Origin of the sequence: Ammoniphilus sp. YIM 78166 (genome assembly GCF_004522215.1) — a bacterium.
Taxonomy (GTDB): domain Bacteria; phylum Bacillota; class Bacilli; order Aneurinibacillales; family RAOX-1; genus YIM-78166.
Map to the genome: position 1 here is coordinate 188,712 of NZ_SDLR01000005.1, position 21,040 is coordinate 209,751.

The window sequence follows — 21,040 nt, forward strand, 5'->3', positions numbered from 1 at the left end:
GCTAGCTTCCTCCTCCCATATGTACCTCTTCGCTTTTGGCTTGTGCAATCAGCTGGATCGCGTGCTGTACAGCACTTACGATGTATTGGTACCCGGTACAGCGGCAAATGACGCCTTCTAGGCCTTCGCGGATTTCTTCTTCGGTAGGGTTAGGGTTATCCTCTAGCAAGCTGACGACAGCCATCATGACGCCCGGCGTGCAAAACCCGCACTGCAATCCGTGCTTTTCCCAGAAACCCTGTTGGATCGGATGCAATTGTTCTCGGTTCCCCAAGCCCTCTACGGTGGTCACTTCCCCTCCTTGAGCTTGAACCGCAAGGACGGTACAGGACTTGACCGCCTCCCCGTTCAGCAGAACGGTACAAGCCCCGCACTGACTGGTATCACAACCGATATGGGTTCCTGTGAGATGTAATTCATCGCGCAGGTAATGAACGAGCAATTGCCTAGCCTCAACCTCGGCGCTTCTTCCTTCGCCGTTTACGTTGACAGAAACCTTTCTTTTTCCCGCTTCCACCTTTGAACCACCTCCGTAAACTTTATGCTCCCAGCTTTAGCTTCATTTCTTTATCCATGGACTTAAAGAACTGGCCCATCATGAGCTTCGCGACTCCATTCATAATCCGTTGTCCGACAGAAGCCAGAACCCCGGTTACATTCACATCCGCGCTACATATGATCTGAGTCCCTTCCTCGCAGTCCTGAAGCTGCATATCCGCAACCGCATCGACTTCGCCAGGCTTCCCCTTCCCCTTGAGGTGCAAGCGATAGAACGAAGGCGCTTCTTGATCGGTCTGTCTGACCTCGCCCGTAAACACCCCTTTAACAGGTCCCACACTAAGGCCCATTTCAATGGAATACTCATTTTCGGCTAGCTTTTGGAACGTCTTGCACCCAGGTATCGCTTTTTTTAGAGCTTCTTCATCCTGGATACAGCTCCAGACCTGCTCTCTTGTAAGTTGAAAGGTATACACATATTCGATCTTAATGATAGATTCTCTCCCTTCTTTTAATAGTGAATTTTCTAAACAGTTGAATTGCAAGAAGCTCGCCAATGGTTTACCCTGATGGAACGTGGGAAATTTGCTTTTACGTGACCCGTTCATTGCAGTACTGAAATCGTACCTTTCAGTTTTGAAAGCTTTTATATACAAATAAAAAAACCAGACGGGGATGTCTGGTTAGGGCTTAGCCTTTTTGGGGAATTAGACTCATTTGGGTTGAATTTTTTGATCTGAACGTTCTCTTCTGGGATCTTTTCCACGACTAGGGGTGTTTTTTTTCCAAAAAAGTGCTTATTTTTTCTTCATTGCTCCAAATAGTGGATGGATGTTAACCCTCTTCGTGCTCATCCTCACCAAGATAGAGCGGATGATCACGAATTTTTTCATATACTCACAAAGTTGGGGCGGTTGCTCACGGATGGTGGCTCGATGCTCACGCAACTGGAAACACTCCAGATTAGAGACTTCGGTTGGTCACAAATTTAAGCTTTTGCTCACCAAGCGCTAAGTAGTACAAATAGCTCGAACCCGCCACAGCCTTGTCAGATCTATCTCTACTTTTGGGCTTCCCTCGGAATCAACTACGTATTTAAAATGTTTGTTGAAGAATCCAGTACAATTGACGGTTTGCATCACTTATCATCTGTTCTGTCTTACCGGTATTCGCATTTACGAATTGATAATCCTGATTAACACGGACCACATAAGCTAGAACCGGGCGTTTTCTATAATAGGAATAAGTAATAACCAAAGACCCAACTTGGATAGCCTTATCTTTATATTGTTGATTGAGTTTCACTTGGATTTCTTCCTTATTTAATTTAGGATAGAAGTCTTTGATTTCAACATTGGACCAATTTTTTGTGTGACGGTAAACCTTCTTTTCCGTGGCATTGATATACAATGTCAGCAGTTTGCTAAAGTCCAAGAAACCATGCCTTATAGGTACAATCCAAACTGCTGAATCTTCCGGCAGAAATCTCTCCCCTTTCGGGAGGAGAACTTTTCGTAGTGCTGAGATTGCTGCGGAAATGGTTGAGCTATACTGGAGCGCACTAGCACGTGATGTTCCTTTTGCTAAATATCATAAGAATCCGATTATACTTGCAGCTGCAGCAGAACTTTCTAAGTTAAAGGACTTTAAGGGACCTAAAATGAAAGGAAAAGTCACTCCACAAACTATATTTCGGGATCATCTACCAGGAGCTCTAGAAGGTCCTTATGTTTCGCAATTCCTTTTGAAAAATATTCCTTATCTTGGAACTACTATTGTTCAACGGTATCGAACTACAGTTCCAGGTGTGGACCATTTAACAAAATATCAGGATTGGTTGAGCGTACAAAACGGCTCTTTACCTCCAAGTCCAAACGTCTTTGATCCTAAACCTCGTTATTTTCGAAATGGAAGAGATTTAGGACAGTTTGTTCATGTTGATATTACCGTTGAAAGTGGTTTAAACGCTGCTTTACTTCTCCTTAGTTATGGAAATGCTGCAATGGATCCAAATAATCCTTACCTTCATTCTAAAACACAAGTTGGATTCGCAACCTTTGGACCTCCCCATATTTTAGATTTTGTTTCAAGAGCGGCACGCCCTGCTTTAGAAGCAACTTGGTTCCAGAAATGGCTCGTCCATCGTCGTCTCCGTCCTGAAGAATTTGGAGGAAGAATTCATAACACCTTAATTGGTGCTCGAGATTACCCTATTCATCCACAGGTGCTAAACTCAAAGGCATTGACCAAAATATATAAAAAATATGGAACTTATCTATTACCACAAGCTTATGCAGAAGGCAGCCCTACTCATCCAGCTTACCCGAGCGGGCATGCATCATTTATCGGAGCAATGGTAACGATGCTGAAAGCTTTCTTTAATGAATCCTTTATCATTCCTGACCCCGTTGTGTCCAGTCCCGATGGAAAGTCCTTATTGCCCTATCAAGGACCACCCCTTTCTGTCGGTGGGGAGCTGAATAAACTTGCCTCTAATATTGCACTTGGTCGTAACTTTGCTGGGATTCACTTTCGAACGAGTGATATCAATGGTCTAGTACTTGGAGAAAAGATTGCAATTGGTATCCTTAGGGATTACAGAAAAACTTATAACCAATACTTCCATGGGTTTTCTCTTACAAAATTTGATGGAACAAAGATCAGAATCTAACAATTATGAATGTAAAAATAGCTAGGTTGCAGAAGTTCCTTTTGCTGCCTAGCTATTTTTGTGTTTTGAGACTCACTTCATTCTAATCCAACATTTGGAAATAAAGACTGAAAATTGCACATACTAAAAGCAAAATAAAGGAGGATACATCTTATTGTTAAAGGAAATCTGTCTTTATTTACCATTTGTTATAACATTTTTACTTCTTCTTTTAGCCTTCCGTTTTGACCTATCATCATGGTTGAACGATTTTATTTTCATTTGTAGTCTGGATGGTTATGTTCGTTTTGCTGCGCCTACACCATACCAAACCACAGTGGGCGTGGTTCATATGTCTCTGTTTTGCTATCTTTGTAATCATTTATTTTAAGATTCCAATAACTAAAATGAAATAGCCGATACTTCTAGGCTTTGTCTCCCTATTGTGGAGATAAAGCCTCAGAGACTGCTCCTCCACCTTCATTCATACCCCGTCAATCCAGACTCAATAACATGTCCTCCATCATTTCCTTGTTCATTGGACCTACCACTTTCCGATGAATAATGCCTTTGCTATCAATGATATAGCTTGTAGGGATGGCGACCGATTGGTAGAGATCCGCAACATGACCCTGCTCATCTAGTAAGATAGGAAAGGTTAGACCAAACTGCTCAATAAACTTGGCGATGCTTTCTGGTTGTCTTTCTTTTGTCGTCAGATTGACTCCTAAGACCACAATGCCTTTATTCTTATAGGTTTCATAGAATTCTTGCATATCCGGCATCTCCGCGCGGCAAGGCGGACACCAGGTAGCCCACAAATTGACAACCACACGCTTGCCCCGCAGATCTGAGAGTTTGATATTCTTGCCATCCAAAGTTTTCAGTTCAAAATCTGGAGCTAGGTTCCCTTGCTTTACACCTACCGACACCTTTGTTTCCTCTTGAGTAAGCTCTTCTTTGCCCCTTACTTGCGAGTCCTTGCCCGAATCATACACTCCCCAAATCACTAAACCGATTAAAACTAGAAGTGCCAACATATTTCTTACCATCATCCATACCTCCTAACCCGTGCGAGTAAATCTTGAACGACCTGATCCGATAAAACAAATCAGACAAATCACGAGAAAGATGAGCTGATCTCTCGATAACCCCCACCACATCCCAACATGGACATCCTTAAAATAATGAATAAAAATTTGGCTAATCCCAAACCAGATCATACCATCAAAAGCTTGACTGACCGATTCCTTTCGAAAAAACCACCATGTAAACAATAAAGATAAGAACATCTCACCGAGGTAAAAAAATGGATTACTATCATTTATCACCCACGAAACTCCATGATAAACGGTGCTAGCGCCTCCATAACCAAGCCCTAGCAAGGATATATAGAGGTTCATCGAGATCTTCTGTTTGTTAGATTGATAAAGAAGATAGAAAAATACAGAAATCACAGCAAGGATCCAACCTTTGTAACCCCCTGTAAAGTAAACGATGGTCACGGGATAAGCGATCACGGACATCGGTTGAAAGAGGATGAAGCTAAATTTCCAAATTGCTATGCTCATCCACACGGAGTGGCTTAGGGTGTCAAGTAAAGTTGCTCTTTCAACCTGCTCAAACCCTCTTAACCTCAGCTTGATGAACCCATACCCCACCCCTGCGGAAACCAACAAGACCACCCACTTCCACTTTACAAGCAAGGGTCCCCACATAATGGCATCTTCCATGGTACTCCTCCTTTCTATTCAACCAGAGTTCTTGTAGGCGGGACCTTGATCAGATCACGATCGATACACAAGGAAAACCTATTCATCGATCAGTATCGAATGAATAGGTTATCGAATGGTTTCCTTCTAAGTATAACAACGAATGTAAAGTTTTTATATCTACGTTCCACATTTGTGATCGATTGTTCATCCAAAGTTGATATCTTAGATCTTGTCCTGCAGTGATAACAAGCCGTTACTGTCCCCTCTCAAACGGTTGAAACGTGATCCTATAAATCATCCTTCACAATTGCGGCCTTCGTATAAGCCGTAACTTTGGCTTCAAAGAAGTCGGTCTTGATTCCGTTAATGTTGGATAACTTAGAGATCCACGGCAGCGGATCCTGCGTAATTTCCGGATAGAGAATCTCGAAATCTAGCATCCTTAATCTTTCATTCGCTAAATGCTTGATATAGGCTTCAACCAAATGCTGATTCAGCCCCTCGACCTTATCCCCTATGACGTAATGTCCCCATTCGATTTCATTTTCAACGGCTTGCTTGACCATGCCGCGCAATTCGGCCAGGTGCTCTTCTGTGAAGTATTTAGGATTCTCGTTTCTCATTTCCTTCATGATGTTGCGGAACAGGACCAGATGGGTGAGCTCATCCCGGTTGATATAACGGATTTCCTGGACGGTGCCGCTCATCTTTCCCAATCGTCCCAAGGCGTATATAAAAGCAAACCCACTGTAGAAATAAAGGCCCTCCAGAATGAAATTGGCCATGCAGGTCTTGATCAAGCCCCATTCACTCGGTTGCTCGATAAACTCATTGTATAACCCCCCGATGAACGAGACTCTTTTCAGAAGCAGGGGATCATCTTTCCACTGATAGAGGATTTTCTGCTGCTCATGGGGATGGCATATGCTGTCCAGAATATAGCTGTAGCTCTGGCTGTGAATGGCTTCATCCGCCGCCTGAAGAGTGAGACAAAGGTTGACCTCCGCTGCGGTAATATAATCGTTGATGTTTGGCAGATTAGCCGTTTGAAGGCTGTCAAGAAAAATCAGGAACGATAGAACCTTGTCCAGGCTCTCTCTGTAATCGTCAGGCAAGTTCCGATAGTCGGTGACATCCGCACTCATTGGAATCTCTTCTGGTATCCAGAAGTTATTCATCGATGTACGATACCATCTCATCGCCCATTCATATTTAGGACGGTTAAACTCCTGCAGGTTGGTAGTATTCCCTCCCATGATTCTTTTCTTAGAAATATCAGTATCCCCATGAGGATTGAACAACGGTCTTAAGGTCATGCTTTCCACAATTCATCCATCCCTTCTCTAAGCTGAGCAGCTTACGCATTCTTCCACTTCCAATGATTTGGAACGCACGTAGTATACAGTTTTCACGCCTGACCTCCACGCTTCATAGTACAGATTGAAGACTTGGCGCAAACTGGTTTCTTCCGGGTTAATGTAAAGATTGAAGGATTGCCCTTGGTCGATGTATTTCTGGCGAATCGCATTGGCAGAAATCGAATAGCCCTGATTGATTCGATGAGCTTCTTTATATAACCAAAAATTTTCGGAGGATAAATCGGGCGCCGTTTGTGGAATCGTCAATCCCTTCTTTTCTTCCAGCCAATACTTATCCATGATCGGATCGATGGTGGCGCTTGTTCCAGCAATGACCGATGTGGAGCCCGTCGGCGCGATCGCCATCAAATAGGCGTTGCGGACCCCATAGACTTGCACCTGCCTCTTCAGCTCATCCCAATCCAGCCCATACTGCCATCCGGATAATCCCCGCTTATCGAAATAAGCTCCTGTATGCCAATCGCTTCCTTCAAATCCAGGGTAGGCTCCACGCTCCTTGGCTAATTCCATGCTCGCTTGAATGGCATAATAGGACCACTTGGCAAAATACTCATCTGCCCATCTTAAATGCTCATCGTCTTCCCATGCGATTCCAAGCTGCGTCAGGGCATGATGATACCCCATGGCTCCTAAGCCGACCGCCCGATATTTCTTATTCGTGATTTCAGCCTCTTTCAATGGGTATTCATTCTGATCAATGACAGCATCCATGGCCCTGATCTGCGCAAAGACCACTTCCTTCAGTTCCTCAACCTTTAAGTTTCGACTTATGACGGTGGACGATAAATTGCAGGTTACAAAATCTCCCGCTTTGACCTTCGTGATGATTACCTCATCCCCGTCTGCCGTCTCAGCACGGGTTTCTAGATACTCTCCTGCACTCATATTCTGCAGTATCTCTGTGCATAAGTTGGAAGAGCGAATCATCCCCAGGTGAGCATTCGGATTCAATCGATTGACCGTATCCCGATTCATAACAAACGGGGTGCCGGTTTCTAGCTGGGACGTCAGCATCAGCTTGACCAGCTCTTTGATTTTCACTTCCGTGCGCCTCAAGCTCTGATTACGAATGCAGGCCTGGTATTTCTCTTCCCATTCTTCGCCCCATGTGTCCTCCAATCGAAAACCCATTAGCTGTTCAATTTCATGCGGACAAAACAAATACCAAAGCTGATCCATATCTTCTCCCGCTAAGCACCAAAACAGATCCGGCACGCATAATCCCAGAAAAACGTCATGCGCTTTCGCCCGATCGTCCCCGCTATTTGTTTTCAGCTTCAGGAACTCCAGAAGATCCGCATGCCACATGTCCGTCCACACGCATACACTCCCACTTCGCTGGCCCAATTGGTCCACAGAGGTCGCGGTATCATTGGCCAAGCGAATCCAGGGTATGATCCCTCCGCTTGTATTTTTATGCCCTCGGATATCAGATCCTCTACCCCTGACTTTTCCGAAATAAAGCCCCATACCCCCACCGTTTTTGGACACCTCCGCAAAATGGGAGATGCTGGAGTAAATCCCTTTAAGGCTATCTTCCACGGTATCAATGAAGCAGCTGGATAACTGATGGTGTACTTTTCTAGCGCCGCTCATCGTAGGAGTCGCAAAGGTAAACCGCAGCGTAGAAGATAGGTCATAGTAGTTTTTTGCCCACGCGATCTTATCTTCCTCATTTTTTTCGGATAAGGCCAGGTGCATGGCAATGCCCATAAACATTTCTTGCGGCAGCTCTAGGATTTCCCTATCATATCCCCTGATTACATAACGGTCCAAAATCATCTTCAGACCGCTATAAGTGAACAGGTAATCTCTTTCCGGGCGAATATAGCGACCCAACTCCTCGATCTCCTCGCGGGTATAGCCCTCGAAGATATACGAGCCAACCCATCTTTTTTCTGTCAAATCCTGGATCAACTCAAAAAAATCGCCATATCCAAATGCGCTGTAGCCGCGATTCAAACTGGCTTCCTTGTAAGCATCGTAAGTGAGAAGCTTTCCTGCTACCTGCTGCCATTTCGGTTCGCTGATCGAAGTCAGTTCTACAGCCGTCTGGATTAGGGTCTTCTGAATTTGCCTTGTAGACATGTGGTCTTTTAGCTGAATTTGCACTTCTTTGACCAAACGCTCCGGCGTATAGCCTTCATTCTCCAGCCCCTCGCACGCAAACTGGGCTACGATTTTAAGCTTTTCGATATCCAAGGAATTTGCCGTTCCGTTTCGTTTGATAATGGTAATCATGAAATCCTCCTGATAATGATTTAGCTTTTAAACGCAAAAAAAGCACTTCTCCCCTAAAAAAGGGAAGAAATGCTTCACTGCATGAGAATAAGCCCATGGAATGTCCATTTCAACACCTCCCTAGGCTCCCGTAGGTTCGTTGCTTAAACGTGAAACAGGCAGGTCTCCTGACTTAAAGATCATCATTCTTATCCGCCTTCCCAATCCTGATGGATCAGTGGCATTAGAGGATAAGAACTCCCTTATCACAGTGGCGGGTCCGTGTCGGATTTTCACCGAACTTCCCTTTTCATCCTTGATTAACAGCAAGGAACCCATTCGCACAAGATATGTAATTGAAATGAACTTTACACCTATATATAGAATTTGTCAATATTTCAGCGTGTTGAAGCTTTTTTTCCTTTTCCCGATGCTTTAGAAATGTGAAGTGTCCCGGATGAAAGATCCTTGGGATAATAGAACTTAAGATGGACTCATCCGTACATCAACTTTCTACAAGATCTCGATATACCCCTCTGTTCCGTGCACGCGAATTCGTTGACCATCTTTTATCGGTTTGGTGGCCTTTTCCACCCCAACAACGGCGGGTAAGCCATATTCACGTGCGATCACTGCGCCATGGGTCATCCGTCCCCCAACTTCCGTGACTAGGCCTTTTAAGGATACAAACAAGGGTGTCCAACTAGGGTCAGTAAAAGCAGTAACTAAGATATCTCCATGTTCTAGATTGGCGTCTTCCAGGCGTAAGATGACGCGTGCTCGTCCCTCTACCACTCCGGAAGAAACCGCTAGACCTACTATCGCCTCGGCTGGGAGATGTTCTCGTTTATACTCACCTGCTATGATTTCACCATCAGACGTGATCACTCGTGGTGGAGTGAGTTTTTCAAATAATTTGTACTCATCTTTTCGTTGGCTGATGATCTGGTAACCCAGTTTATATGTGTTCACCACTTCGTGAAGTTCTTCAAATGTAAGATAGTATATATCTTCTTTTTCGCGAATCACGTTGGCTTGTACAAGACGTTCCGTAACACAAAATCCTTCTGGTACATGTATTCCTGGAATGTTGGATAATTCTCCTAAATTAAACCCTTTTCCGCCAACAAGCAAAAGCTGCTTGTTTTCCATCTCCTGAAACCCGAGAACCAAAGCACCCATGCTATCCCTCCAACCACTCTCATTAAAGTCTCTTGCATTTTAGCAGTAATAAGTGAGAATAAACAGTCTATTTTGACGTTTTTTTATATGCTATAATTAAATTAGGATGAGACACGCTTACTCTCTATAGATCACCTTTTGAAATGCAAAAAAAAGAAGCAATCGTTAGAATGCTTCCCTATCAAACCTAGATGCTGCCTTGACCGCCACCACCGCCGGGAGGTAGGTTAGAGTCATCATAAGGATTTTTCTTACTGTGTTCATCTCTTTTTTTGAGGCTTGGAGAATTTCCCAAGAACTTAAACAAAAAGTACCCGCCACCAATTAGAAGAGCAATACCTATAATCATATTGAGCATAGGGTTCACCTCAACTATTCTTTTGATAAATATGGTTACGAACGATTTGCATGAACAGACTTGGGTTATTCAAAGGTTCAAACCCATATTGTGAATATAAGGTATGTGCATCATTCGTAGCCAGCATAAATCTACGAACCATTTGGAGTTCTGAATGCTCTACAATGACACGCATTAACCATTTAGATAATCCTTTCCCACGATACGGCTCTAAAATAAATACATCCGCTAAATAAGCAAATGTAGCTAAATCAGAAATTACCCTTGCAAAGCCAATTTGCTTTGCCTTTCCAATTTGAGGATTACCCTCATAAACGCCAAAGCATAAAAAAGTATTCTCGATGGATTTAGTTATGATTTCCATCGGTATTCCATTTGCCCAATACGATTCTCTATTTAAGTAATTAAAAATTACTTGTTTGTCTAATAGTTCCCTATCAGTAGAAATTGAAAACCCCTCTTTTTCCCATAGGTTCGATTTCATATTTCACCCCACCACTTTTATCCTAATTATACCATATGTCCAGTCTAGTATCGGGGTAACCCAACTGCCCTTCTTGAAAAGACTAACAGACGAATGGTTTCCTTCCAAGGATAACAACGAAATTAAAGTTTTTATAAATACAGTCCAAATCTGTGAATCCGATTTCCTTCAACCAATTCAATTGTTCATCTAAAGTTGACATCTTATCTAGTTTTGTTCTTTCATATGCATTCAAGATTTCTTCTTTAGATAACTTACTATTTTCAACTTTTCTTCTCCACTCCTCTTTGTAAAGAGAGTCAAGGTATGGAGTATCACCAAGAACTTGGTCTGCATTGATAAACAAGCTGTTACTTTTCATGGTGGTAAAAATATGACGATATAAATCCTTTTTTTCTGTATTCGTTAGATGATGAATAGAAAGGGAAGAAATGACAAGGTCATAAGTTTCATCAAAATTATATTTTGTGTAATCATCAGTAATATATTTCACATTTGGATGATTCAAGAAGCGCGACTTCGCAACCTCCAACATTTTCTCAGAAATATCGATAAGAGTGAGGTTTGCATTTGGGTATTTCTTCAACATAAAAGCTGAGAAGAGTCCAGTACCTGCTCCTATATCCAATATATTTGGAGAGTCATCGTTTATATCCGCAATCGTTACAGGAATAGAATAAAATTCCTCAAAACAAGGAATCAGTTCCCTTCTTTGATTATCATATTGACTTGCAATTTCATCAAATTTAATAGCGACTTTCTTCCTATCATCCATTCAAACAACCTCCTTTATTTTCACTTGGGTTATTTTTCTAAATCATAATCGAATTAAAATTATAATTGAAATATATGGTAACTATGACATCTATAGTTTTTATCTATAGCAACATAAAAAAGCTTCCTGTATCAAAAGGAAGCGACAGTTAGCATATCCTTAACATTCCTTTCAAGGAAAAAGTCCTTTGTTAGGATAGCGGATTCTGTAGGTTCAAAACCCCACATCGTTTGTTTTTCTATAAAACTTGATTCCCAGAATTCCATGATATCTATATCTCCCTTATTTTACTTGGGCAACATTTAAACCCGTAAAGATCCACGGAACCCTCTGACCGCATAGTAGGAGTCCGCACCGTTGTGATACACGAAGACATGTCCGAAGCGAAAATCGCAAAAAAGAGCACCACCGAGTTTTCTAATATCAGAGGGGGTTTGCACCCAGCTCGACGTTTTCCTATCGAAATTACCAAGTTTCTGCAACGTTCGATATTGTTCTTCCGTTAGGAGCTCAATGCCCATGGCAGTTGCCATATCCATAGCGCTATTTTCTGGTTTATGTTTTTTTCTTGACTCCAGCGCTTCACGGTCATAACAAACACTTCTGCGTCCTTGAGGACTTTCCGCTGAACAATCATAATATATGTATTCGTCCTTCGTCTCATCATATCCAACAACATCCGGTTCTCCGCCGGTTCTCTCCATTTCATGGAGCGACCACATTTTTTCAGTACTCCCTTCCAGCTTTCCTTGGACTTTAGACCATTCAAGACCATGATGGCGGTTCATGTTTTTCTCAAAACGGGCTTTTAATGCTCTGAGTAACTCTTCACATTCCTCTAGTGACAACTCTCTTTTCACTTCATTTTTATTTGTCACGGTAGTTTCCCCCTTAATTGTTCTTATTCCTATTGGTTTTAGTATGTATAAATATTTGTTTTTTTAAAAATAGAATCATTTGCGTAGAAGTCCTTACGTTTGCGGACTTCTTCAGCCTGTCGATAAACCCGTATATTTATAAAGAAATATATCTTATTGATATTTCGAGCTATTTATTGTAAGATAGTTGAGCGAAAATTAAATATTGTGTCGAATAGGTGTATCTATGATAAATAGATACTTAAAAGGGAAATCGGTGAAAATCCGATACGGTCCCGCCGCTGTAAAGGGAAGTCTTTTGTAAAGGTCACTGGATCATGATATCTGGGAAGACGCAAAAGATGTTGAACCTCAGTCAGAAGACCTGCCTATTTTATGGAGATACCATTGAACCTACGGTGTATAGGGAGGTACTGTGAGAAATATTTAATATAGAATTTTAAAGTATTTTTAACTGTATCGGTTAAAAATACTTTTTTTTATGAAAAAATTAGGGGTGAAAAGATGCAAAAAAGAAGTATATTGGCAGTTTTTCTCATTGTGATGACTGTTTTCTTATCACTTGCTGCATGTTCGCAGCAGGATGCAAAAGAAACAGTAGCTACAAAAGGTGACAAAAAAGTATTTACCTTTTCTTGGTCAGGGGATATTGGTGATTTAAATCCCCACACTTATTTTCCAAACGAATTTTACTCGCAAGCAATGGTGTATGAATCACTTGTCTATTATGGTGAAGGTGGAGAAATTAAGCCGTGGTTAGCAAAAAGCTGGAATGTGTCGGAGGATGGAAAAGAGTATATATTCCATTTGCGCGATGATGTGATGTTCTCTGATGGCTCTACTTTTAATGCAGCAATCGTGAAAAAAAATTTTGATACCGTACTTGCCAACCGTGAGCAGCATGATTGGATTGAATTGATTAATCAGATTAATATAACAGAGGTAATCGATAACTATACATTTAAGTTGACTTTACATAATGCTTATTATCCAACGCTTCAAGAATTAACATATGTGCGACCACTACGTTTTGTTGCAGAGTCAGCTTTCCCAGCAAGTGGTGATACATTTAAGGATGGCTTAACTGCGCCTATTGGTACAGGTCCATGGGTATTAAAAGAGCACAAAGAAAATGAGTATGCTATTTTTGAGCGTAACGATCATTACTGGGGTGAAAAACCTCAAGTAGACGAAGTAGTTGTCAAAGTAATTACAGACGGTGAATCTCGGGTGCTAGCCTTTGAAAAAGGTGAACTGGATATGATTTTTGGCAATGGTGTCATTAGCCAAGATTCATTTAAGTTTTTAAAAGAATCTGGAAAATACGAAACAAAGATTTCAGATCCAACGGCTACACGTACACTATTATTCAATACGAATCGTGAAACAATGAGTAATAAAAACATACGACTTGCACTGCAGCACGCTTTTAATAAGGATGCGATCATTGATCATATTTTCTATGGTATAGAAAACAAAGCAGATACGTTATTCCCGCAAAATTTAACTTATACAGATGTAGCAGTTGATCCGTATGAGTATGATGTGGAAAAAGCAAAAGCTTTATTAGATGAAGCTGGCTGGAAAGCTGTAGAGGGTAAGGAATTCCGAGAAAAGGACGGTCAACCTTTACAGCTCGAACTGTTATTGATAAGTACGGATAATATTCAAAAGTCAATTGCGGAATTTGCTCAAGGAGACTTACGCAAAATTGGCATCGATGTAAAATTAACGAGTCAAGAATTAAATACATTCTGGACAGCGGCATTTGATGGCAATTATGATATATTATTCACAGCAACTTGGGCTGTGCCATTTGATCCGCACTCTTATTTAGCTTCCATCACAACCAATTCTTCTGGTGGTGGTCCAGATCACTATGCATTATCGGGTTTATCCTTTAAAAAAGAGTTAGATGCGCGTATTAAGCAAGTATTATTAACAACAAATGAAGAAGATCGTATTCAACAATATCATAAAATTTTAACGATGCTTCATGAAGAAGCTGTCTATTTACCAATATCCTATCAATCAAATATCGCAGTTTACAAGAAAAATATAACGGGCGTAAACTTCTTGCCACAAGAAGTAGAAATACCAACAACAAAGATTGATAGAATAAACTAAACGAAATTCGCCTATTTCTTTTCGGAATGGGCGTTTGTTATTCAGAGAGGTGTGGACTTATGATTCTCTTTATATGCAAACGATTGCTAGGAGCCATACCGTCTATTTTTGGCTTGTCGATCATTACATTTTTACTCGTGCAGCTAATTCCGGGTAACCCTGTATTAACGTATTTACGCGTATCTAATATTCAAGCTTCTGAGGAAACTGTCCAAGCAATACGCATTGAAATGGGACTAGATCAGCCACTTGTCACGCAATATATACAATGGTTAACCAATATATTGCAGTTTGATTTTGGAACATCCTTTATATCAAAGCGGTCGGTCTTAGACGAAATAATGCTTCATTTTATACCAACTATGCAGTTGACATCAGTTGCGTTTATCTTGATTATTGTTAGTAGTATACCCCTAGGCGTTACATCTGCTTTACATAAAGGGAAATGGTTTGATAGATTGACGCAGCTTTTTGCTTTTAGTAGTGTGTCGTTACCCACCTTTTGGTTAGGGTTTTTACTCATGTACTTATTCTCTGTACAGCTGAACCTATTACCCGTACTTGGAAAGGGATCAGTAGCGCACTTTGTGTTACCAGCAACGACATTGGCTCTTGGTTATATTGGAACCTATTTACGTTTAATAAGAGCCGGTACAATCGAAGTGTTGAAGGAGCCGTTTGTATTATATGCACAGGCACGTGGTTTGAAAGAGCGTACAATTGTTTGGCGGCATATTCTTAAAAAAGCAGCTTCCCCAACATTAACTGGCCTTGGCATGAGCTTTGGTAATATGCTTGGTGGAACGTTTATCGTGGAGAACATTTTTGCTTGGCCAGGTATGGGGAAATTATTAGTAGAATCTATTGTCAATCAGGATTATCCAATGATCCAAGCTTGCGTTTTACTATTAGGGATGGCTTTTGTCCTAATAAATTTAATTGTAGATATTTTCTGTGGCTTGCTAGATCCTCGTATACGACTGGCAGGTGACCGATAAAATGGAGACATTTCGCCGGCATTCTATATTAATGGCCAGTGCGACAGTACTTGTGCTATTTACAGCGGTAGCTATTTTTGCACCCTTACTAGCTCCAAATGATCCAAATTTTGTAGATTTGACACAAAAACTACAGCCATCTTCTAAGGACTTTCCAATTGGTACAGATCATTTAGGGCGATGTCAACTGTCGCGCTTATTATTTGGTGCACGCACATCTTTGAGTACTGCGTTTATCGTGATGAGCATTACTTTCTGTATTAGTGTGCCAATAGGTGTTTTTGCGGGATATATGGGAGGAATTATAGATGCTTGGTTTATACGGATTTGTGATATGTTGATGGCTTTTCCAAACTTTTTATTGTCGTTAGCATTTGTCGGGATGCTTGGTGGTCCTAGCTATGGGCATTTAATTTTAGCAATGGTCTGTGTGCAGTGGGTCTTTTACGCACGATTTGTTCGAGGGATGGTACTAAGTGTGAAGGAACGTTCGTTTGTTATGGCTGCACGTATTTGTGGAACAAGCCCACTTAAAATTGCCATAAAACATATCATTCCTACAATTTTAGCATCTGTAATTGTATTACTTTTCATGGATATCGGTGGTGTTATTTTATCAATTTCAGGTCTGTCCTTCCTTGGGCTGGGGGTACAGCCACCCTATGCGGAATGGGGAATGATGATTAATGATAGTAAGCCATATTTTCGAAGTCACCCGATGCTTATGATGTATCCAGGCGTAATAATTTTTCTTGTCGTTATTGCATTTAATCTATTTGGTGAATCATTGAGACAATGGTTACAGGTAGAAAGGAGATATTAATGATTATTAACCCGATAGCTGAACAACCAAATTACGAAAAAACCGCCAATTTGCATGAATATAACATATCGTTACTTTCTCTACAGTCTGAAGAAGTCCGTACCGTTGCGGACTTCTTTTCTTTATATTAATAAAGTCGTTTCGTATAGCTTTCTTTCAATAGATCTGCTATTGATTCGGCAGCCATGTTTGCATGGTCTGCTAACATTCGAGATGCACGAGGTAGCTTCTCTTGATCCAACCAGGAGTTTGGATTCCAGAGATCAGACCTTATGAACGCTTTTGCACAATGAACATAACATTCACTGATCTCCACCCCTATGGCTATGACTGGGGGACGCCCGTTGGCTTTCAATTGTTGAAGTAGATGTTCATCACGAACTAAACAAGCACGCCCATTTACCCTTAGTGTTTCTTGCAAACCCGGAATGATAAAAAGAAGCCCTACGCTAGGATTGGAAAGGATATTCCTCATCGAATCAATTCGGCGATTTCCCGGTCTTTCAGGAATAATCAGGTGCTTCTCATTGAGTATATGTACAAATCCCGGTGAATCTCCTCTTGGAGTCACATCACACATCCCTTGATGATCAGAGGTTGACATCACTAGAAATGGAGATTTTGAAATGAATTCTCGACAATGCTCATCTAGAACATGAATCACTTTTTTCTGAACCAGTTCACTTGGGTAGCCAATAATGGAACGTAATTCTTCTTCTGTTGACACGGTTTCTTTAAACATAGTTACAATCCCCCTTAGTTTTCTATCTACTTTGTTATCTTCATTATATATCAAGCAACTGGAATGGGTACTGCAACAAGGCTGCACTCCATTGAAGACAGGTACTAAACATAATTGGTACTCCCATCCTTATGGCTTTCTGCGGTAGAATGAGAGTGTTCCTGCAAATAAAAATGAGGAGGAGTACCATGAGAATTGTCGGTTCCATTTTGGTAACAGCTGCCTTAGCCATCCTTGGGTTCTTTGGCATGCTGTTTGCTGCTTTTTCAGGCCATGGGCCCTTTTATATGCCTTTTGTCATCACCGTCGTTGTGATTGTAGCTATTTTCTCTAATTTGGCTATTTGGGGGCAAGGAAAGAAAAAATGGTTTAAAATCAGCTTCCTATCGTTTATCAGTTTGAGTCTGATCAGTGTGGGTATCTTTGAATTCAATCAGAAACGAGTGGAGAGCCTAAAAATTCTCACCAAACAAGATGTGAATTTATACGAATACATGCCCAATCTCCCAAGGACCAAAGCGATTGGCCTCCAAGAGGAATCTACTTTTAAAATCAAGGAGAATCTTCCGCGATTAGATGGGTCAACCGCGTTATATCCAGTTTATGCCGGGTTTGTCCAGGCCGTTTATCCGAAACGAGAATATGACCCTTATCATAGCGAAGTCATGTCCACCCAAACCTCAAATGCCTATGAAAGATTACTATCTGGTGAGGTCGATATGATTTTCGTTCCACAGCCATCTAATAAGTATATGGAATTAGCGAAAGAAAGAGGAAAAGAATTGAAAATGACCCCGATCGGAAAAGAAGCCTTCGTTTTTTTCGTGAATGCTGATAATCCAGTTCATTCCTTAACCGTTGAGCAAGTTCAAGGAATCTACTCTGGAAACATTAGAAATTGGAAAGAGGTTGGTGGAAGAAACGATTCCATCGAAGCCTTCCAAAGGCCAGAAGAAAGCGGCAGTCAACAAGCGCTCATCCGTTTTATGGGGAATCAGGCGATTATGAAGCCCACTACCGAAAGAGTGGCGGCCGGGATGGGCGGAATCATGGATCAAGTTGCGGAATATCAAAACAAAAAGAATGCCATCGGGTTTTCTTTCCGTTATTTCTCCGAAGAGATGGCCCACAATGGAAAGATACGCAACCTTGCTATAAACGGCATTGCCCCGACCAAAGAGTCTATTCGGAATGGGTCTTATCCTGCTGCCATGGAGATGTATGTCGTGACGGCAGGAAGTGTCAATCCTCATATCGAGCCTTTCATCCAGTGGATCTTATCTAGACAGGGCCAAATCATTCTTGAAGAGACTGGATATGTGTCCATTCATTAACTGTATATCCGGAGGTAATCATCTTGCCAAGTCATCTCATCCAAATCATCCATTCCTACGTTCCTGCGGGTATGTTGTTATGGTTCAGTTTTTGGTTCATTCCGCATTATGACCACACGGAACGAATCATTTTATTCGCAGCTTTTGTCATCGTGCCGTTAACCTTGTATAGAGTAGTAGATTCTGCGGTAAATAAGCCAGTTATCGCTTTGAAACTCCTCATCTACTTGATACCACTAGGTGCAGTAGCCTTAGCAGGGTCATTTATCCTATCACCAGGGATCTTTGCGGGTTTACTTTCGATTCCTTGGGGTTTGGTAACCCTGCTGATTGCTGGCTTAGGCGTTTTCCTTCTCGTCAAACGTTCAGCAAGTTTAGCAGACGTGTCCAAGTCTATTGGCTTCCTGTATATCAGTATAGGCGGTGTATGGTTAGTTGCACACCAATTTGGCTTTCCCCTGCTAGGATTCAAAGGACAAATCATGCTGCTGACTGTTAATCATTTTCACTATGCCGGCTTTGTCGCTCCCGTGTTGTTCGGCTTCTTGCATGAGACTCAACCGAACAGATTCTTATCTAGTATCGTGGTTGGCCTTGGCTGTATGGCGCCCATCCTTATTGCGCTTGGTATGACCTACTCCTCCATGCTGGAGTGGGTGTCCGTCGTCATCTTCGCCTTAACGCTAATCCTGTATAGTATCCTTGTCTTTGCTTATGTGATCCCCAAAGCGACGAGATGGACAAGGGGACTTCATATTCTATCCAGCGGGGTCATCTGGATGACCATGGCGCTAGCTGTCGCCTATGGGTTTGGACAATGGATCGGAAAACCGACCCTCTCGATTTCGACGATGATCTTATTCCATGGTTGGGGGAATGCGGTTCTTTTCTCTTTTTTGGGGGTCTTAGCTTGGCACGCAACGCTGATGGATCAGGCTACGGCTGGAATCCCGTTTAGCCGCATACAAGGAAGAGGAAAAATTGGAGCCAACGTCTTCACTCATTTGGACGTTCTCGACCGAAAACCCAAGAAAAAGCCGACAGGATTAATCGATGACCTGCAGGATTACCACAGCCCACCCTTTCATCCCGAACGGCTTGACCCCGATATCATTGATTTCTATGAACACACGGATCACTATGAATTGCGTTTAGCGCCATACTGGAGCAGAGCTTTTCAACTTCCGGCCAGAAGCTATAAATTCATAAGTCAATGGCTAGAGCAAATGAACTTCCCACTAGAAGCGGAAACCAGTGAACAGCAGGTGAAGAGCGAAATCCTGCCGATTCAAGACAATAAAGACGGCAGGAAGAATGTCCGAGCCTGGGTACGCACCTACACTCAAACCCAAAAGGCCATTTACGCCGCCTTATACTCCACGCATTTGTCAGGACGTACGCGCTATATGAACATTGCATTTCCCCTTCCCTATTCCCAAATGACAAGCATACTATGCTTGCGGCATGGACCTGGAGAAGAGCTCATCTTAACCTCATGGCCCAATGAACAGGCAACAGGAGATCAAGGCGTGTACCTTGTTTTCAATCAGAAAGCCATCCGTCTTCCTATTAACGAAACCATTACCGTGTGGAAAGATCCGCATTCACCCAAAGGAAGCATTCAGGCGAAACATCACATGTGGCTATTTGGAATGAAATTTCTAACCCTGGACTATTACATCGTTAGGAAATCTTAAACCCTATTTTATTGGACAAAATGGAGGAGCAACCTTAATGTTGCTCCTTGCTGGGGATGTCAGCATCAACGCTAGGACAATGGTTGTCCACTTACCAAAAGCTCTTGACCCAGATCTTAGGATTACTCGTTGTTGTGTTTGGCTTTCACTTGCTAGGATGGTTGCGCATGACCTGGTTTAACCGAGAATATCGGCTCCATGCCTTATTTAACGGCAAAAGAAGTGTTTGGAGCATTGGACTCATGGGGGTAGCCTTCGGATTCGGATGGACACCTTGTATCGGCCCGATGCTTAGCTCGAAACCGTCAGAACCGATGCTTTAATATTTGTACCCAATACCGTAATACCACGTAATTTTAACCTGCGTACTTGGGTCGCTGGTTGGATTGGGATTTGCATTTACAAGCGTAATATAAGGAGTTTTGATGATAAGCTGTTCCCTGTATACACCCGGTGCAATATGAATGGTTATTCTATGAGCTTCATCTGTTGGGTTCATTCGGGCTGCTGCAGCAAGAGCATCCTTCACTGTACTGAAATTATGGGGCCTCGAGCTGTCGCCCACATACAAAGTTGGAACCCAAACAAAGGGCTCTAGAGCCATTTGGTTCACAAACAGAATATCCTTTGTGGTATCCTGCACGGTGTCAGCGCTTAAATTGATACTCCCGCCATCCACAATTTCATAATCGTTGACCCCAGAAATAACGGCTGTATACGCCTACTCCATCCTGAACTTCCGCTGTAAAGGTCATAGCCTGTGTATTCACTGTAGCTGTAACCGCTGAGGCAAGGGTGCCCGCTGGAGGAGTCCATTTGATTTGTACATTACTTACATTGTAACTGTTGTCAAAGCTCTTAAGATTACCACTGATGGTGACTAGCTGGTTTTCCACCACATCTAAGCTAACCTGTTTCCCCATCGAGATATCAGAAGTGGACGTGCTTACCACCTTGGTTTCATTGGAAAATCTGTAATTCGTCACATCCTTAAGAGTGGCCATATAATTCTTTTGAGTCCCCCAGAATCCAGAGGAATTTACACCGACGGTAGTTCCATCTGACTCATAATAGTAGGACCTATCACTTGTAACCGGATTCGCTAGGGTTAAATCTCCAAAGGCAGTGGTTACAAAGGTACCGGATTTAATAGTCGTTTTACTGTTAAGAACCTCCGCAG

General features: G+C 42.1%; 21 protein-coding genes, 2 pseudogenes and 2 riboswitches. Of the genes and pseudogenes, 7 read left to right on the top strand and 16 right to left on the bottom strand.

Going from position 1 to position 21,040, the window contains the following annotated elements; translation table 11 throughout:
• Window position 1: 1 nt before the first annotated feature.
• The 3 genes from EIZ58_RS22075 to EIZ58_RS22085 all read right to left on the bottom strand — a co-directional run bounded on the left by EIZ58_RS22075 (window position 2) and on the right by EIZ58_RS22085 (window position 1,932).
• Window positions 2–517 carry a (2Fe-2S)-binding protein gene (locus EIZ58_RS22075; protein WP_134703092.1) on the bottom strand — a complete coding sequence of 172 codons (516 nt, stop codon included), beginning with the start codon at window positions 515–517 and terminating at the stop codon, window positions 2–4.
• 22 nt (window positions 518–539) lie between these two features.
• Window positions 540–1,106, bottom strand: a complete 567-nt coding sequence (locus EIZ58_RS22080) for an SRPBCC family protein (RefSeq protein ID WP_240689313.1) — start codon at window positions 1,104–1,106, stop codon at window positions 540–542.
• Window positions 1,107–1,593: 487 nt separating this feature from the next.
• Window positions 1,594–1,932 carry a hypothetical protein gene (locus EIZ58_RS22085; protein WP_134703093.1) on the bottom strand — a complete coding sequence of 113 codons (339 nt, stop codon included), beginning with the start codon at window positions 1,930–1,932 and terminating at the stop codon, window positions 1,594–1,596.
• Between the two features lie 103 nt (window positions 1,933–2,035).
• On the opposite strand from EIZ58_RS22085, the gene EIZ58_RS22090 reads away from it, so the two are divergent.
• Window positions 2,036–3,169 carry a vanadium-dependent haloperoxidase gene (locus EIZ58_RS22090; RefSeq protein WP_134703094.1) on the top strand — a complete coding sequence of 378 codons (1,134 nt, stop codon included), beginning with the start codon at window positions 2,036–2,038 and terminating at the stop codon, window positions 3,167–3,169.
• A 473-nt stretch (window positions 3,170–3,642) separates the two neighbouring features.
• Here EIZ58_RS22090 and EIZ58_RS22095 read toward each other — a convergent pair whose 3' ends face one another.
• The 10 genes and pseudogenes from EIZ58_RS22095 to EIZ58_RS22135 all read right to left on the bottom strand — a co-directional run bounded on the left by EIZ58_RS22095 (window position 3,643) and on the right by EIZ58_RS22135 (window position 12,139).
• Window positions 3,643–4,200, bottom strand: coding sequence for a peroxiredoxin family protein (locus EIZ58_RS22095; protein WP_134703623.1), 558 nt, complete (start codon window positions 4,198–4,200; stop codon window positions 3,643–3,645).
• Window positions 4,201–4,212: 12 nt separating this feature from the next.
• Entirely contained in the window at window positions 4,213–4,881 is a 669-nt protein-coding gene (locus EIZ58_RS22100; protein WP_134703095.1) for a hypothetical protein, read from the bottom strand.
• Between the two features lie 269 nt (window positions 4,882–5,150).
• Window positions 5,151–6,179, bottom strand: coding sequence for a ribonucleotide-diphosphate reductase subunit beta (locus EIZ58_RS22105; RefSeq protein ID WP_134703624.1), 1,029 nt, complete (start codon window positions 6,177–6,179; stop codon window positions 5,151–5,153).
• 27 nt (window positions 6,180–6,206) lie between these two features.
• A complete protein-coding gene (locus EIZ58_RS22110) occupies window positions 6,207–8,483 on the bottom strand; it encodes a ribonucleoside-diphosphate reductase subunit alpha (protein ID WP_240689314.1) in 2,277 nt (758 codons plus the stop codon).
• 141 nt (window positions 8,484–8,624) lie between these two features.
• A riboswitch (cobalamin riboswitch) is annotated at window positions 8,625–8,816 on the bottom strand.
• Window positions 8,817–8,975: 159 nt separating this feature from the next.
• A pseudogene (locus EIZ58_RS22115) lies at window positions 8,976–9,512 on the bottom strand (PEP-utilizing enzyme); the annotation flags it as partial.
• A gap of 319 nt (window positions 9,513–9,831) precedes the next feature.
• The gene (locus EIZ58_RS33720) at window positions 9,832–10,002 is read right to left on the bottom strand and encodes a hypothetical protein (protein ID WP_167577881.1); all 171 of its coding nucleotides are present in this window, start codon (window positions 10,000–10,002) and stop codon (window positions 9,832–9,834) included.
• 10 nt (window positions 10,003–10,012) lie between these two features.
• Window positions 10,013–10,486, bottom strand: a complete 474-nt coding sequence (locus tag EIZ58_RS22120) for a GNAT family N-acetyltransferase (RefSeq protein ID WP_134703096.1) — start codon at window positions 10,484–10,486, stop codon at window positions 10,013–10,015.
• 82 nt (window positions 10,487–10,568) lie between these two features.
• Window positions 10,569–11,261: a class I SAM-dependent methyltransferase gene (locus tag EIZ58_RS22125; RefSeq protein WP_134703097.1), complete on the bottom strand. Its 693-nt coding sequence runs from the start codon at window positions 11,259–11,261 to the stop codon at window positions 10,569–10,571.
• Window positions 11,262–11,410: 149 nt separating this feature from the next.
• A pseudogene (locus EIZ58_RS22130) lies at window positions 11,411–11,527 on the bottom strand (SAM-dependent methyltransferase); the annotation flags it as partial.
• Between the two features lie 36 nt (window positions 11,528–11,563).
• Window positions 11,564–12,139, bottom strand: a complete 576-nt coding sequence (locus EIZ58_RS22135; RefSeq protein WP_134703098.1) for a DUF4256 domain-containing protein — start codon at window positions 12,137–12,139, stop codon at window positions 11,564–11,566.
• Window positions 12,140–12,338: 199 nt separating this feature from the next.
• Window positions 12,339–12,525: riboswitch (cobalamin riboswitch) on the top strand.
• Window positions 12,526–12,643: 118 nt separating this feature from the next.
• Here EIZ58_RS22135 and nikA point away from each other — a divergent pair.
• Genes nikA through EIZ58_RS22150 form a run of 3 tightly spaced genes read left to right on the top strand, consistent with a single transcriptional unit; the run spans window position 12,644 to window position 16,087 of the window.
• Window positions 12,644–14,266, top strand: a complete 1,623-nt coding sequence (nikA, locus tag EIZ58_RS22140; protein WP_134703099.1) for a nickel ABC transporter substrate-binding protein — start codon at window positions 12,644–12,646, stop codon at window positions 14,264–14,266.
• A gap of 59 nt (window positions 14,267–14,325) precedes the next feature.
• Window positions 14,326–15,264 (top strand): nickel ABC transporter permease, encoded by a 939-nt coding sequence (gene nikB, locus EIZ58_RS22145; protein WP_134703100.1) that lies wholly within the window; start codon window positions 14,326–14,328, stop codon window positions 15,262–15,264.
• 1 nt (window position 15,265) lies between these two features.
• Window positions 15,266–16,087: an ABC transporter permease gene (locus EIZ58_RS22150; protein WP_134703101.1), complete on the top strand. Its 822-nt coding sequence runs from the start codon at window positions 15,266–15,268 to the stop codon at window positions 16,085–16,087.
• A 127-nt stretch (window positions 16,088–16,214) separates the two neighbouring features.
• Here EIZ58_RS22150 and EIZ58_RS22155 read toward each other — a convergent pair whose 3' ends face one another.
• The gene (locus tag EIZ58_RS22155; protein ID WP_134703102.1) at window positions 16,215–16,829 is read right to left on the bottom strand and encodes a pyridoxamine 5'-phosphate oxidase family protein; all 615 of its coding nucleotides are present in this window, start codon (window positions 16,827–16,829) and stop codon (window positions 16,215–16,217) included.
• A 188-nt stretch (window positions 16,830–17,017) separates the two neighbouring features.
• Here EIZ58_RS22155 and EIZ58_RS22160 point away from each other — a divergent pair, with 188 nt between their 5' ends.
• The 3 genes from EIZ58_RS22160 to EIZ58_RS22170 are packed head-to-tail and all read left to right on the top strand — an operon-like array spanning window position 17,018 to window position 20,183.
• The gene (locus tag EIZ58_RS22160; protein WP_167577882.1) at window positions 17,018–18,163 is read left to right on the top strand and encodes a PstS family phosphate ABC transporter substrate-binding protein; all 1,146 of its coding nucleotides are present in this window, start codon (window positions 17,018–17,020) and stop codon (window positions 18,161–18,163) included.
• Window positions 18,164–18,186: 23 nt separating this feature from the next.
• Window positions 18,187–19,860 carry a YndJ family protein gene (locus EIZ58_RS22165; protein WP_134703104.1) on the top strand — a complete coding sequence of 558 codons (1,674 nt, stop codon included), beginning with the start codon at window positions 18,187–18,189 and terminating at the stop codon, window positions 19,858–19,860.
• Between the two features lie 56 nt (window positions 19,861–19,916).
• Complete coding sequence (locus EIZ58_RS22170; RefSeq protein ID WP_134703105.1) at window positions 19,917–20,183, top strand: cytochrome c biogenesis CcdA family protein; 267 nt, start codon at window positions 19,917–19,919, stop codon at window positions 20,181–20,183.
• Here the strand turns inward: EIZ58_RS22170 and EIZ58_RS34190 are convergent.
• The gene (locus tag EIZ58_RS34190) at window positions 20,180–20,503 is read right to left on the bottom strand and encodes a hypothetical protein (protein ID WP_205672304.1); all 324 of its coding nucleotides are present in this window, start codon (window positions 20,501–20,503) and stop codon (window positions 20,180–20,182) included. The two genes, EIZ58_RS22170 and EIZ58_RS34190, sit on opposite strands and share 4 nt — an antisense overlap.
• Window positions 20,504–20,543: 40 nt before the next feature.
• The gene (locus tag EIZ58_RS34195; RefSeq protein WP_205672306.1) at window positions 20,544–20,846 is read right to left on the bottom strand and encodes a hypothetical protein; all 303 of its coding nucleotides are present in this window, start codon (window positions 20,844–20,846) and stop codon (window positions 20,544–20,546) included.
• Window positions 20,847–21,040 lie beyond the last annotated feature (194 nt).